The 13,467-nt window shown below is 72.0% G+C and carries 11 protein-coding genes; 8 read left to right on the top strand and 3 right to left on the bottom strand.

Annotated elements, in window-relative coordinates; translation table 11 throughout:
- Nucleotides 1-105 precede the first annotated feature (105 nt).
- Entirely contained in the window at nucleotides 106-807 is a 702-nt protein-coding gene (locus ACZ9QC_RS24820) for a MerR family transcriptional regulator (RefSeq protein ID WP_472915136.1), read from the bottom strand.
- 155 nt (nucleotides 808-962) lie between these two features.
- Here ACZ9QC_RS24820 and ACZ9QC_RS24825 point away from each other — a divergent pair, with 155 nt between their 5' ends.
- The 4 genes from ACZ9QC_RS24825 to ACZ9QC_RS24840 all read left to right on the top strand — a co-directional run bounded on the left by ACZ9QC_RS24825 (nucleotide 963) and on the right by ACZ9QC_RS24840 (nucleotide 4,748).
- Entirely contained in the window at nucleotides 963-2,522 is a 1,560-nt protein-coding gene (locus ACZ9QC_RS24825; protein WP_472915137.1) for a flavin-containing monooxygenase, read from the top strand.
- Nucleotides 2,519-3,454, top strand: a complete 936-nt coding sequence (locus tag ACZ9QC_RS24830; protein ID WP_472915138.1) for an alpha/beta fold hydrolase — start codon at nucleotides 2,519-2,521, stop codon at nucleotides 3,452-3,454. The genes ACZ9QC_RS24825 and ACZ9QC_RS24830 overlap by 4 nt, the downstream gene beginning before the upstream one ends.
- Nucleotides 3,451-4,347: an SDR family oxidoreductase gene (locus tag ACZ9QC_RS24835; RefSeq protein WP_472915139.1), complete on the top strand. Its 897-nt coding sequence runs from the start codon at nucleotides 3,451-3,453 to the stop codon at nucleotides 4,345-4,347. The genes ACZ9QC_RS24830 and ACZ9QC_RS24835 overlap by 4 nt, the downstream gene beginning before the upstream one ends.
- 101 nt (nucleotides 4,348-4,448) lie before the next feature.
- The gene (locus tag ACZ9QC_RS24840) at nucleotides 4,449-4,748 is read left to right on the top strand and encodes a hypothetical protein (RefSeq protein WP_215456009.1); all 300 of its coding nucleotides are present in this window, start codon (nucleotides 4,449-4,451) and stop codon (nucleotides 4,746-4,748) included.
- A 164-nt stretch (nucleotides 4,749-4,912) separates the two neighbouring features.
- On the opposite strand, the gene ACZ9QC_RS24845 is transcribed toward ACZ9QC_RS24840, so the two are convergent.
- Nucleotides 4,913-8,275, bottom strand: coding sequence for a S41 family peptidase (locus ACZ9QC_RS24845; RefSeq protein WP_472915140.1), 3,363 nt, complete (start codon nucleotides 8,273-8,275; stop codon nucleotides 4,913-4,915).
- Nucleotides 8,276-8,495: 220 nt separating this feature from the next.
- Between ACZ9QC_RS24845 and ACZ9QC_RS24850 the strand changes: the two genes are divergently transcribed.
- From ACZ9QC_RS24850 to ACZ9QC_RS24860, 3 genes are all read left to right on the top strand, one after another.
- A complete protein-coding gene (locus ACZ9QC_RS24850) occupies nucleotides 8,496-9,101 on the top strand; it encodes a TetR/AcrR family transcriptional regulator (RefSeq protein WP_472915141.1) in 606 nt (201 codons plus the stop codon).
- Nucleotides 9,102-9,268: 167 nt separating this feature from the next.
- Complete coding sequence (locus ACZ9QC_RS24855) at nucleotides 9,269-11,614, top strand: MMPL family transporter (protein ID WP_472915142.1); 2,346 nt, start codon at nucleotides 9,269-9,271, stop codon at nucleotides 11,612-11,614.
- 177 nt (nucleotides 11,615-11,791) lie between these two features.
- Entirely contained in the window at nucleotides 11,792-12,334 is a 543-nt protein-coding gene (locus ACZ9QC_RS24860) for a DinB family protein (protein ID WP_472915143.1), read from the top strand.
- A gap of 77 nt (nucleotides 12,335-12,411) precedes the next feature.
- Here ACZ9QC_RS24860 and ACZ9QC_RS24865 read toward each other — a convergent pair whose 3' ends face one another.
- Entirely contained in the window at nucleotides 12,412-12,876 is a 465-nt protein-coding gene (locus tag ACZ9QC_RS24865) for a hypothetical protein (protein WP_472915144.1), read from the bottom strand.
- A 60-nt stretch (nucleotides 12,877-12,936) separates the two neighbouring features.
- Between ACZ9QC_RS24865 and ACZ9QC_RS24870 the strand changes: the two genes are divergently transcribed.
- Nucleotides 12,937-13,467, top strand: coding sequence for a hypothetical protein (locus ACZ9QC_RS24870; protein ID WP_472915145.1), 531 nt, complete (start codon nucleotides 12,937-12,939; stop codon nucleotides 13,465-13,467).

Below are 13,467 nucleotides of genomic sequence, written 5' to 3' on the forward strand. Positions count from 1 at the left end.
AAGGGGAAGCGTCTGAGCGACGATTGGGCCCCACATTAGTCGATTCGATGGGCCGTCGAATCGATTCTGCTAACCCGTTCGAGTGAATGTCGCGGCCGTGCGGGTTTAACTCCCGCCTTGTTGACTTGTCGACTTCCGCAGCCGTCGGTCCAGCGCCAGAGAAAGTTCCGCTTCCGCCACGCTCTTCGCCAAGGGCCGCAGGCGGGCGAGGTCCTCGGTGGTGCGGCCCGGCTGGGTGAGGATGAGGTCGGTGAAGAGGGCGGCCAGGGCCTCGGCGTGTTCGCGGACGCGGCGGCCCGCGCCGAGGACGTCGGCGAGGGGGACGCCCTCGCGGACCAGCGCGGCCGAGACGTCGAGGAGACGGCGGCTGATGTGGACGATCTCGCCGCCGTCGGTGCCGAGGTAGCCGAGGTCGAGGGCGGCGGCGAGGTTCTCCGAGGTGGCCTGGTCGCCGAAGTGGTCGGCCAGTTCCTCGGGGGTGAGGCGGACCGGGACCTCCTCGGTGGGGGCGCCGAGGCCCAGCAGGTCGCCCACGTCGCGGCCCTGGTCGAACGCCTCGGCCAGCTCCGCTATGCCGCTGAGGGTGTGGCCGCGCTCCAGCAGGGCCGCGATCGTGCGCAGCCGGGCCAGGTGCGTGTCGTCGTACCAGGCGATGCGGCCCTCGCGGCGCGGCGGCGGGATCAGTTTGCGCTCCCGGTAGAAGCGCAGGGTGCGTACGGTGATGCCGGCCGCCTCGGCCAGCTGTTCCGTGCGGTACTCGTGTCGCTCGCCGTCTTCTGCCGGGTCTGCCGCCGCTGCTTCTGCCACCCGCGCAGCCTATGTCGTACCGCTGGTAACTCCAGAGGCCCCAACCCCTACCCATCGGTACGGTCCTGCCCTACGCTCCCCATTGCGCCAGTGATTACTGGCGCGGACATGGTGCGAACGCGGTGTGCGCACGCGATGAGGCGTGGAGGTACCGGATGGGCGGGCACAGGGGCGGGAACGGGCCGCATGTGCGGGTGGCGGTGATCGGGTCCGGGTTCGGCGGGCTCGGGGCGGCCGTACGGCTGCGGCGCGAGGGGATCACCGACTTCGTCGTCCTGGAGCGGGCGGGTTCGGTCGGCGGCACCTGGCGGGACAACGACTATCCCGGGTGCGCCTGCGACGTGCCCTCCCACCTCTACTCGTTCTCCTTCGCCCCCAACTTCGAGTGGCCCCGCGCCTTCTCCGGGCAGGAGCACATCCGGGCCTATCTGGAGCATGTGACGGACGTCTTCGGGCTGCGGCCGCACATCCGCTTCGACTCCGAGGTGCTGCGGATGGCCTGGGACGGGGAGCGGCTCTGCTGGGACATCGAGACCAGCGGTGGATCGCTCTCCGCCGACTTCGTCGTCTCCGCGACCGGGCCGCTGTCCGACCCGAAGGTGCCGACCGAGGCCGAGCTGCCGGGGCTCGGGTCCTTCCCGGGCAAGGTGTTCCACTCCGCCCGCTGGGACCACGGCTACGACCTGCGCGGCAAGCGGGTCGCGATGATCGGTACGGGTGCCTCCGCGATCCAGATCGTGCCGGCGATCCAGCCCGAGGTCGGCCGGCTGACCCTCTTCCAGCGGACCCCGCCCTGGGTGCTGCCCCGCGTCGACCGCGGCATCAGCGGGGCCGAGAAGTGGCTGCACAAGCAGCTGCCGTTCACCGCGCAGGCCCGGCGCGGACTGCTGTGGGGCGTACGGGAGCTGCAGGTGCAGGCCTTCACCAAGCGGCCGAACCAGCTGGGGCTGGTGGAGCGGATGGCGAAGCGGCACATGGCCCGGAGCGTCGCGGATCCGCAGCTGCGGGCCCGGCTCACCCCTGACTACCGCATCGGGTGCAAGCGCATCCTGCTGTCCAACACCTACTATCCGGCGCTCACCCGGCCCAACGTCGACGTCATCGCGTCCGGGCTGTCCAAGGTCGACGGCTCCACGCTCGTCGCCGCCGACGGCTCCGCCGCCGAGGTCGACGCGATCGTCTTCGGCACCGGGTTCCACGTCACCGACATGCCCATCGCCGACCGGGTGGTGGGCGTCGACGGGCGCACGCTGGCCGAATCCTGGGCGGGCGGGGGGATGCGGTCGCTGCGCGGGGCCTCCGCGGCCGGGTTCCCGAACTGGATGACGATCATCGGACCCAACACGGGTCTGGGGAACTCCAGCATGATCCTGATGATCGAGTCCCAGCTGAACTACATGGCCGACTTCGTACGGCAGTTGGACGTGCTCGGGGGCCGGGTGGCCCTCGACGCCCGGCCCGACGCCGTCGACGCCTGGAACGAGCGGGTGCAGAAGCGCATGGAGCGCACGGTGTGGAACACCGGCGGCTGCACCAGCTGGTACCTCGACGCGAGCGGTCGCAACACGACCGTCTGGCCGGGTACGACCACCGAGTTCCGCGGCGCGACCCGGCGGGTCGACCTGAGCGAGTACGAGGTGGTGCGGGCCGCCCCGCCGGGTACGGGGAACAGCGGCGGGGCTACGGACACGGTGAAGGTGGAGGCCGGAGCGTGACCCGACTGACCCATGTGAAGCACGGGCCCTACGCGCCGCCCGTCGCCGTCCGGGAACTGGCGGCCGTGTCCGCCGACGGTGCGCGGCTGCACGTCGAGGTGCACGGTCCGCAGGAGGCGCCGACGGTGGTGCTCGTGCACGGCTGGACCTGCTCCACGGCGTACTGGGCGGCGCAGGTCCGGGACCTCTCCGTCGACCACCGGGTCGTCGTCTACGACCAGCGCGGGCACGGGCGCAGTCCCGCGTCCGCCGCGTGCAGCGCGGACGCCCTCGCCGACGATCTGGAGGCGGTGCTCGCTGCGACGCTCGCGCCGGACGAGAAGGCGGTGCTGGCCGGGCACTCCATGGGCGGGATGACGCTGATGGCCGCCGCCGGACGACCGGGCTTCCAGGAGCACGCGGCGGCGGTCCTGCTGTGCAGCACGGGCAGTTCGAAGCTGGTCGCCGAGTCGCTGGTCGTGCCGCTGCGGCCGGGGCGCGTGCGGGCCTGGCTGACCCGGAAGGTCCTCGGCTCCCGGGCACCGCTCGGGCCGGTCACACCGATCGCCCGGCGGATCCTCAAGTACGCGACGATGGGCCCCGGTTCCTCGCCCGTGATGGTCGAGGCGTGCGCGCGGATTGTGCACGCGTGCCCGGCGAGGGTGCGGCACGCCTGGTCGCACGTCCTCGCCTCGCTCGATCTCGACCACGGCGTACGGGCGTTGGCGGTGCCGACGGCCGTGGTCGTGGGCACCGCGGACCGGATGACGCCGCCCGTGCACGCGCGGGCGCTGGCCGCCGCGCTGCCCGACTGCCTGGGCGTGAGCGAGCTGACCGGGGTCGGACACATGGCGCCGGTGGAGGCGCCGGAAGCGGTCACCGCGCACATACGAGAGCTGGCCGCGCTGTACGTACGTGCCGGGCGGGACGAGTTGGAGGAGGCGGGCGCATGAGCAACGGCAGCACCCTGGAGGGGCGGGTCGCAGTCGTCACCGGGGCCGCGCGGGGCGTCGGGGAACTCCTCGCGCGCAAGCTCTCGGTGCGGGGGGTGAAGGTCGCGCTCGTCGGCCTCGAACCGGACGAGCTGAAACGGGTGTCGGAACGGCTGTACGGAGAGAGCGAGTTCTGGCACGCCGATGTGACCGACCACGAGGTCATGACGCGGGTCGCGGCCGAGGTGAAGGAGCGGTTCGGGAGGGTCGACATCGTCGTCGCCAACGCGGGCGTCGCCAACAGCGGGCCGTTCGTGGACTCCGACCCCGACTCCTGGCGGCGGGTCATCGAGGTCAACCTCGTCGGATCGGCCGTCACCGGGCGGGCGTTCCTGCCGGCGCTGATCGAGAGCCGGGGGTATCTGCTGCAGATCGCCTCCCTCGCGGCGATCACCCCGGCGCCGATGATGACGGCGTACTGCGCGTCCAAGTCGGGCGTCGAGGCGTACGCGCACTGTCTGCGCGCCGAGGTCGGGCACCAGGGCGTGGGGGTCGGGGTCGGGTATCTGTCCTGGACCGACACGGACATGGTGCGCGGGGCCGACAAGGACGAGGCGCTGCGGGAGTTGAGGGAGCGGCTGCCCTGGCCGGCGGGCAAGACGTACCCGCTGGGGCCGGCCGTGGACCGGCTCGTCGCCGGGATCGAGCGGCGGTCCAGCCATGTGTACGGGCAGTGGTGGCTGCGGGGGATGCAGGGCGTGCGCGGGTATCTCCCGGGGCTCATCGGGACGTTCGCGCCGCGCGAGGTGCGGCGGATGGAGCCGCGGCTGCGCGGGGTGGCCAAGGGGCTGGTGGGGGCCGGTGGGGCCGCGGACGAGCGGACCCGGGGGGTTGGGGCCACGGAGCCGGAATAGCTCTGGGTCACCGAGCGTCACTGATCGAAATGCGTGGGATGTCCGTGCGTGTTTGTCTGGTCGAGGCCCGATCCCCTCACCCACAACGGGAGTGAATCCACATGGGCATGAAGGACCAGTTCCAGGACAAGGCTGAGCAGCTGAAGCGGAAGGCCGGGCAGTCGCCCGAGGAGCGGCAGCGGGCTCAGCGGCCTGGTGAGCGCGCGTCCGAGCGTCAGCCGCAGCAGGCGCAGCGCGAGCACGGCCGGCCCCAGCGCGAGCACGGGCAGCCGCAGCGCGAGTCCGGCCGGCCCCAGCGTGAGCACGGCCAGCCGGAGCGCGGCGCGCGGCGCCGTGACGAGGAGTCGGAGCGGCTGATGCGGGACGAGGAAGACCGCGTCCGCCAGGACTTCGACGTGTAACTCCCGCACCCGGCCCCGGCCGTGTGAGACGCGGGGCGCCCTCCTTGAGCGGAGGGTGCCCCGCGTTCGCGCGTTGCGGGGCGCCGGCCGGGCGTGGCGAGGCGCTGGCCGGGCGTGGCGAGGCCGTCAGGATGCTCCGTCAGGACGTGCCGCTTGCATGCCCTTTACGGGATCGCCCTCGGCGGCAGTTGCGGGCGGGCCCTGTTCGGGACGTTGCTGTAGTCCGGGGGGTCCGCCGCGGGGTGGGTCTTCAGGAGGTCCAGGGCCAGGTTCACCGCCGCCTCCAGCTGGGTGTTGCGGCCCTCGGCCCAGTCCAGGGGAGTGCGCAGGGTCTCCAGGTCCGGGGTGACGCCCCGGTTCTCGACGGTCCAGCCGTACGCGTCGAACCAGGCGGCGTTCATCGGGACCGTGATGACCGTGCCGTCGCCGAGCTGGTGGCGGCCGGTCATGCCGACGACACCGCCCCAGGTGCGCAGGCCCACCACCGGGCCGAGGCCCAGGAGTTTGAACGCGGCGGTGATCATGTCGCCGTCGGAGGCGGTCGCCTCGTCGGCCAGGGCGACGACGGGACCGCGCGGGGCGCTCGACGCGTACGACACCGGCTGCGCGTTCCTCGTCAGGTCCCACCCGAGGATCGTGCGGGTCAGCTTCTCCACCACCAGTTCGCTGATGTGGCCCCCCGCGTTGCCGCGCACGTCGACGATCAGGGCGGGCCGGGAGACCTCCATACGCAGGTCGCGGTTGAACTGGGCCCAGCCGGAGCCGCCCATGTCCGGGATGTGCAGGTAGCCGCAGTGGCCGCCGCTCAACTCCCGTACGACGGCACGGCGTTTGGCCACCCAGTCCTGGTAGCGCAGGGGCCGTTCGTCGAGGAGGGGGACCACGGCGACGCGGCGGGAACGGCCGGCCGCCGTCTCCGTGTCGGAGAGGTCCGAGGGGACCTCCCCGGAAGGGGGCTGGGTGAAGGTCAGCTCGACCGTCGTGCCGCCCGCGCCCATCAGCAGGGGGTACGGGCCCGTCGTCGGGTCGACCGGGCGGCCGTCGACGTGGGTGAGGACCGCGCCCTCCCGGATGCCGGTGCCGGCCAGCGGCGAGCGGGCCTTGGAGTCGGAGGAGTCGCCGGGCAGGATACGGCGGATCGTCCACGCGTCGTCCCGGCGGACGAGGTTGGCGCCCAGGAAGCCCTGGCGGCGCTGGTAGTGGGGCGGGCCCTCGTTGCGGCGCGCCGGGGAGACATAGGCGTGGGAGGTGCCGAGTTCGCCCAGCACCTCGCGCAGCAGGTCCGCGAACTCGTCGGGGGACGCGACCCGTTCGACCAGCGGGCGGTACTGGTCGAGGACCCCGTCCCAGTCGATGCCGCTCATCCTCGGGTCCCAGAAGTACGCGCGGATCAGCCGGCCGGCCTCCTCGTACGCCTGGCGCCACTCGGCGCCCGGGTCGACCTCGTGCGGGATGCGCCGCAGGTCGATCCAGACGGTGGAGTCGACGTCGCCGGACTCGGTGGAGGGCACGGCCCGCAGGTCGCCCTCGTCCACGACGACGAGCCGTGAGCCGTCGCCGCTGACCGCGAACCAGTCCAGGTGGTCGACGAGTTCGGACCTCTTCGCCTTGCTGATGTTGAAGTATTCGAGCGTCGGGCGGCCGGTCATGTCGTCCGGGTTGGCGAAGGTCTCGCCCAGGGCGCCGGAGATCGGCCAGCGCAGCCAGACCAGGCCGCCGCCCGCGACCGGGTACAGCGCCGAGTACTTGGAGGCGGTGACCGGGAACGGCGTGACCCGGTTCTCCAGGCCCTCGGTCTCCACGGTCACCGTGCCGTCGGTGTTCTCGTCCTCGGTGGGGTCCATGCCCCCGGCGACCGGCCGCCCGTCGGGGTTCAGGGCGAAGGGGGAGGGCGTGGCGGAGGAGAGCGGGACCAGGTAGGGGCGGCAGCCGAGCGGGAAGGACAGGTCGCCGGTGTGCACGTCGTACACCGGGTCGAAGCCGCGCCAGGACAGGAAGGCGAGGTAGCGGCCGTCGCTGGTGAACACCGGGTTCTCGTCCTCGAAGCGGCCGTTCGTGACGTCCACGACCACCCGGTCCTTCATCCGGGCCATCTTGATCTGGCGCAGGGTGCGGCCGATGCCCGGGTGGGACCAGGTCAGCCAGGCGCCGTCGGGGGAGAAGGCGAGATCGCGGACGGGGCCGTTGAGGGAGGTGATGAGTTCGGTGACCTCACCGTCCGGCTGCTCGGTGCCGGTGCCGGTGCCGGTGGCGGCCGCCGCGTCGTCGGGCACGGTCAGCAGGAGGACGCGGCCGTCGTGCGAGGCGACGGCGAGGCGTTCGCCGCGCGGGTCGGACACCAGTTCCAGGACGCGGCCCAGGCCGCCGGAGGCGAGGCGGCGGGGCTCGCGGGTGCCGGTGGCCCCGGGGAGGTGGGCGATCTCGATCGCGTCCTCGCCGTCCGCGTCCGTCACGTACGCCACCCGGCCGCCGGAACCCAGCATCTCCGGCAGCCGGACGCGGACGCCCGGGGTGTCGGCGATGGTCCGGGCCGGGCCGTCGCGGTGGGTCAGCCAGTAGAGGCTGCCGCGGACGACGACCGCGCTCGCGCGGCCCGTGTCGTCCACGGAGAGGCCGTCGACGTGCTGGGCTGCCGGCACCTGGTACGGCCGCCGCCCGGTGCGCGCACCGCCGAGCCGTACGTCGAGGCGGCGCGGCACGGCGTCGGCGGCGAGGTCGTCGACCAGCCACACCTCGCCCGCGCACTGGTACACCACCCGGGTGCCGTCGCTCGACGCGTGCCGGGCGTAGAAGGCGTCGTGGTCGGTGTGGCGGCGCAGGTCGGAGCCGTCGTACGCGCAGGAGTAGAGGTTGCCGACGCCCTCGTGGTCGGAGAGGAAGGCGATCCGGCCGCCGACGAACAAGGGGGAGTGCAGATGCCCGTCGAGGTCGGCCAGCAGCCGCTCGCCGTGCAGCCAGAGGCGGCCCGTGGCCCCGCCCCGGTAGCGCTTCCAGGAGGCCGGTTCGTGCGGGGGTGTGCCGGTGAGCAGCAGGGTGCGGCGCTCGCCGTCGATCTCGGCGGACTGGATGTCGGAGACCGGGCCCCAGGGCAGTTTGCGGCCGGGGTCGCCGTCCGTGCCGACCTTGTACGCCCAGGTGAAGTGCGAGAACGGCTCGCCGTGGGAGGCGACCGCCAGGATGTCCGAGCGGCCATCCGGGCTCGGGGGTGTCCAGCCGCGGACCTCGGTGTCGGGGCTGCCCCAGTGGGTGAGCCGGCGGGCGGGGGCGCCGCCGTCCACCGGGGTCAGATGGATCTCCGGGAGGATGCTCCGCCAGCTCGTGTACGCGATGTGCCGGCCGTCGGGCGAGAAACGCGGTGTGGCGACCTTCGTGCGGTCGACGGTGAGCCGCCAGGCGCGGTCCGAGCCGTCCAGCGGGGCCAGCCACAGGTCGTCCTCGGCGACGAAGCAGAGGCGGTCGCCGCTGAGGTGGGGGTGGCGGAGGTAGCCGGGGTCCCGGCCCGTTCCTTGCTCGTAGCTGTCGCTCACCCACCCATGCTTTTCCGGCCGGGGGACACCGGCAACTTCAACCAGGTGACTCACTAGGCGAACGAAACGGTTTCGTTTTCTTCGACCTTCGGGGTATCGTCTTAAGCGTACGAAACCGTTTCGTTCGCGAGGTGGGGTGTCCGTTCGGTGTCATCCGTGAGATGCCGCCCGGCCGGTAGCCTTGTCGTCTCGAACGCGTAACCGCAGCAAGGGGAGTGGGATGACTGAGACCGCGACGGCGCGCCGCAGTCGGATCACGCCCGAGCGCGAGGCCGAGCTCTACGCCGCCGTCCTCGACCTCCTCCGGGAGGTCGGCTACGACGCCCTCACCATGGACGCCGTGGCCGGCCGCACCCGGTCCAGCAAGGCCACCCTCTACCGCCAGTGGGGCGGCAAGGCCGAGCTGGTCGCGAGGGCCATGCGGCACAACAAGCGGGGCGCCGACATCGGCGCCATCGACACCGGGTCCCTGCGGGGCGACCTGCACGCCCTGGTGATGAACACCGACGACTGCGCCATGGAACAGAACAACGCGCTGATGCGGGGTCTGGCCATGGCCGTCCATGGAAACCCCGACCTGCTGAAGGCATTCCGTGAAGTGATCATCGAGCCGGAGATGGTGGAGATGCGCCGTGTGGTGCAGCGCGCCGTCGACCGGGGCGAGGTCCGTCCGGACAACCCCGCCATCGACTACGTGATGCACATGTTCGTCGGCGCCTTCGTCGCGCGCGGCATGATCGAGGACCAGCCGCCCACGCAGAGCTTCCTCCGCTCGTACCTCGACGCCGTCGTCCTCCCCGCCCTCGGCGTCTCGACCTCCCGGTAGCTCACCGCGGTTCGCCGCGCATCCCCACCTGACCCACCGCTCATGCCGTCGGGCTGATCACCCCTGCCCCGCCATGCCCTGCCCCGCCCTGCCGCCTCCCTCCCCACGGCACGGGCCGATCCGTCCTGCCCTCCGCACGTCCACGACTTGAACGGGAGTACCGCCCCGTGGCCACATTCCTCTACAAACTCGGTCGACTCGCCTTCCGGCGACGACACCTCGTCGTCCTGATCTGGGTGGCACTGCTGACGCTCGCGGGCGTCGGCGCCGCCTCCGCGCCCGCCGCGGGTTCGTCCTCCTTCTCCATCCCCGGCACGGAGGCCCAGAAGGCCTTCGACCTGCTGGAACAGCGTTACCCCGGGATGAGCGCCGACGGCGCCACCGCCCGCGTCGTCTTCAAGGCGCCCGAGGGCGAGAAGATGGCCGACGCCGCCAACAAGCGCATCGTCGAGAAGACCGTCGGGGAGCTGCGTGACGGCTCCGAGGTCGTCGCCGTCAGCGACCCGTTCACCACGAACGCGGTCAGCCGGGACGGGACGATCGCCTACGCCTCGGTGACGTACAAGGTCCCGGCCATGGAGCTGGAGGACGCCTCCAAGGAGTCCCTGGAGGCCACCGCGCACAAGGCGCAGGACGCCGGGCTGACCGTCGAGATGGGCGGCGACGCCCTGCAGCCCGAGCCCGAGACCGCCGTCACCGGTGAGATCATCGGCCTGGCCATCGCCGCCGTAGTCCTCGTCATCACCCTGGGCTCGCTCGTCGCGGCCGGGCTGCCGCTGCTGACGGCGATCATCGGCGTCGGTATCGGCGTCGCCACCATCACCGCCCTCGCGAGCGCGCTCGACCTCGGCGACACCACCTCCACCCTCGCCCTGATGATCGGCCTCGCGGTCGGGATCGACTACGCGCTGTTCATCGTCTCCCGCTACCGCTCCGAACTGGCCGAGGGCCGCGAGCGCGAGGAGGCGGTCGGCCGGGCCGCCGGCACCGCAGGCTCGGCGGTGGTCTTCGCCGGGCTCACGGTCGTGATCGCGCTGGCCGGTCTCGCGGTCGTCAACGTCCCGATGCTGACCAAGATGGGTCTCGCCGCGGCGGGCACGGTCGTCGTCGCGGTCCTCATCGCCCTCACCATGATCCCGGCGCTGCTCGGCTACGCGGGCCGCAAGGTCCGGCCGGCCGGGGAGAAGGGCGGGCTGCCGGGGCGCCGCAGGGGGAAGGGCTCCGCCGAGGGCAAGCCCGCGGCAGAGGCGTCCGCCGGGGCCAAGCCAGCGGCAGAGGCGTCCGCCGGGGGCAAGCCCAGCCTGGGCACCCGCTGGGCGAGCTTCGTCGTCCGCCGCCCCGTCGCCGTGCTGCTGCTCGGCGTGGTCGGCCTGGGTGCGATCGCGCTGCCGGCCACCCAGCTCGAACTGGGCCTGCCCGACGACGGTTCGCAGCCGACGTCCACCACGCAGCGCCGGGCGTACGACCTGCTCTCCGAGGGCTTCGGCCCCGGCTTCAACGGCCCCCTGATGGTCGTCGTCGACGCCCGGGACAGCGCGTCCCCGAAGGAAGCCGCCACCGCGGTGACCGACGGGATCAAGGGGCTCAAGGATGTCGTGACGGTGACCCCGGCGACGTTCAACAAGGCCGGGGACACCGCGATGATCACGGTCATCCCCGAGTCCAAGCCGTCCTCGACGCAGACCGAGGACCTGGTGCACACCATCCGGGACGCGGGCGCCGACGTGGCGACCGACACCGACGCCAAGGTGCTGGTCACCGGCGCCACCGCCATGAACATCGACTTCTCGCAGAAGCTCACCGACGCGCTGGTCCCGTATCTGGCGCTGGTGGTGGGCCTCGCCTTCCTCCTGCTGATCGTGATCTTCCGGTCGATCCTGGTGCCGCTGAAGGCGGCCCTCGGCTTCCTGCTCAGCGTGCTCGCCGCGCTCGGCGCCGTGGTCGCGGTCTTTCAGTGGGGCTGGCTGGCGGGGCTCATCGGGGTCGAGGAGACCGGCCCGATCATGTCGATGATGCCGATCTTCATGGTGGGTGTCGTCTTCGGCCTGGCGATGGACTACGAGGTCTTCCTCGTGACCCGGATGCGCGAGGCGTACGTCCACGGTGAGAACCCGAACCAGGCCGTCGTGACCGGCTTCCGGTACAGCGCCCGGGTGGTCGCGGCCGCCGCGGCGATCATGATGGCCGTCTTCGCCGGCTTCATCGGCTCCGGCGAGTCGATGATCAAGATGATCGGCTTCGGTCTCGCCATCGCCGTCTTCTTCGACGCGTTCGTCGTCCGCATGGCCATCGTCCCGGCCGTCCTCGCCCTGCTGGGCGACCGCGCCTGGTGGTTGCCGAAGTGGCTCGACCGCGCGCTGCCCAACGTCGACGTCGAGGGCGAGGGCCTGCGGACGCACGACGACGCGGCGAAGAAGCCGGCCGAGGACGGCAAGCACCACGAGGGCGACAAGGGAGACAAGGGCGACAAGGGCGACAAGGGCGACGAGGACAGGTCGCTGGTCCGCGTCTGACGTGGGAGCGGCGCGCGTCTGACGCGCGGTGAGGGAAACGGCGGCCGGACCGGGGAAACCGAGGGACGGCCGCCGGGCAGGACCGCCGGTGAGGGCCCGTGGGGACGGGCGCCCTCACCGGCTTCCGAGGGTGATGGGGGCGGCGTGCCGGGGTCCGCGGTCAGGTAGGCATGAGGGGTGACCGAAGAAATCGAACGCCCTGAACGCATCGAAGACCTCGACGACCGCGTGGGTCCGCCGTATCGCGGCACCGAACGCGAGACGCTCCGCGCCTTCCTCGACTACCACCGCGCCACGCTCGCCATGAAGTGCGCGGGGCTGACGGACGAGGAGCTCCGCCGACGGTCGATGCCCCCGTCCACGCTGTCCCTGCTGGGTCTCGTACGGCACATGGCGGAGGTGGAACGCGCCTGGTTCAGGCGGGTGTTCGAGGATCACGACGCGCCGATGGTGTGGTCGAAGGAGATCGACTTCCAAGCGGCGTACGACGCGAGCGCCTCGACGCGGGCGGAGGCGTTCGGGGCGTGGGAGGCGGAGGTGGAGACCTCGCGGCGTATCGAACGGGAGGCGGAGTCCCTGGACCTCATCGGCCGCCAGCCGCGCTGGGACGAGGAGGTCTCGCTCCGCATGGTCGTGATCCACGTCCTGCTGGAGTACGGCCGCCACAACGGTCACGCGGACTTCCTGCGGGAAGGGGTGGACGGGGTGGTGGGGGCGTGAGGGCGCGCGCGAGTGACAGGGACGGCCGGGATACTTCCGGATGGTCCGGGCGACTCGGGTGAGGTGACTCTCGGCACCTAAAGATGCTGCTTGGCGGTGCTGATGAGGCGGGCGATGCCGTCCCGGGTCCGCACCCGGCGTGTGTCGAACTCCGGTCTGCTGTCGGTCTTGAGGACGGCGGTGACGTCGGCGAGGACGGCCTCGGCGGTCCGGCTCAGTTCGTCGTCGGGCGTGAGCATCTGCACGCGGAACAGTGCCTCCTGGGCGGCGGACCGCAGGTCGTACGTGCGGACGCGGACCGTGTCGGGGTCCTCGGGCGGGGGCTGTTCGTGCTCGCAGAACCACAGGTGGACAAGGGAGCGGCGGTAGTTGAGGAGGGCGCCGGCATACACGGAGTAGGCGTCGAGACGTTCCTGGCGGAGCTTCTCCCGGCGGGTGAACTCGTGGGTCCGGTCGGTGGCGCGCTGCTGGTAGGCGAGGGTCAGGCCCGACCCGAGCAGGGTCCCGAGCACGGCTATGCCACTGGCGATGATGGTCTCCACACCCCAAGCTGATCACGCGGCGACGGCCGCCGACAGACAGGGTGGGGAAGGGGCGGGGTGGTGGTGGCGGGGTTCCTGGAGAGGTTGCGGCGGGCATTCCTGAGATTCGACCGGCGTCTCGGCGGGGCGGAGCCGCCCCCGAGGGCACAGGTGTTCCTGGCCCGGCATCCGGTGGGCGCCGGAACGGTCTTCGGCGTGCTGCTCGGAGGTCTGGTCGCGTGGGCCCTGGCCGCGTTCCACGACCCGGCGCGGCTGGTCCAGGCGGTGGCGATCGGGCTGAGCGGGGGCCTGTTCATCTGGCTCTGCTGCCGCTTCGAACGCCGCCGTCAGGCCCACTACGCGCGCGCCGGAGGCTTCCGCTGGGCCCCTCCCCGGCCGCCCGCCCGGGACGAGGACACCCTGCCGCTCTGGTACGAGGGCCTGCTCTGGCTCAGCCACTGGACCGTCTGCCTCGTGCTCCTCTGGCTCATCGGCCGACTACGGAACGAGCCCTTCACCTGGGTCCAGAGCGCGATCTACGCCGGTGTCCTCGTGGTCGGTGGCTGGGCCGTACGCCTGAGCAAAGAGCGTCGCCGCCGACGAGGACACTGA

It is taken from the genome of Streptomyces sp. HUAS MS02 (assembly GCF_055702265.1).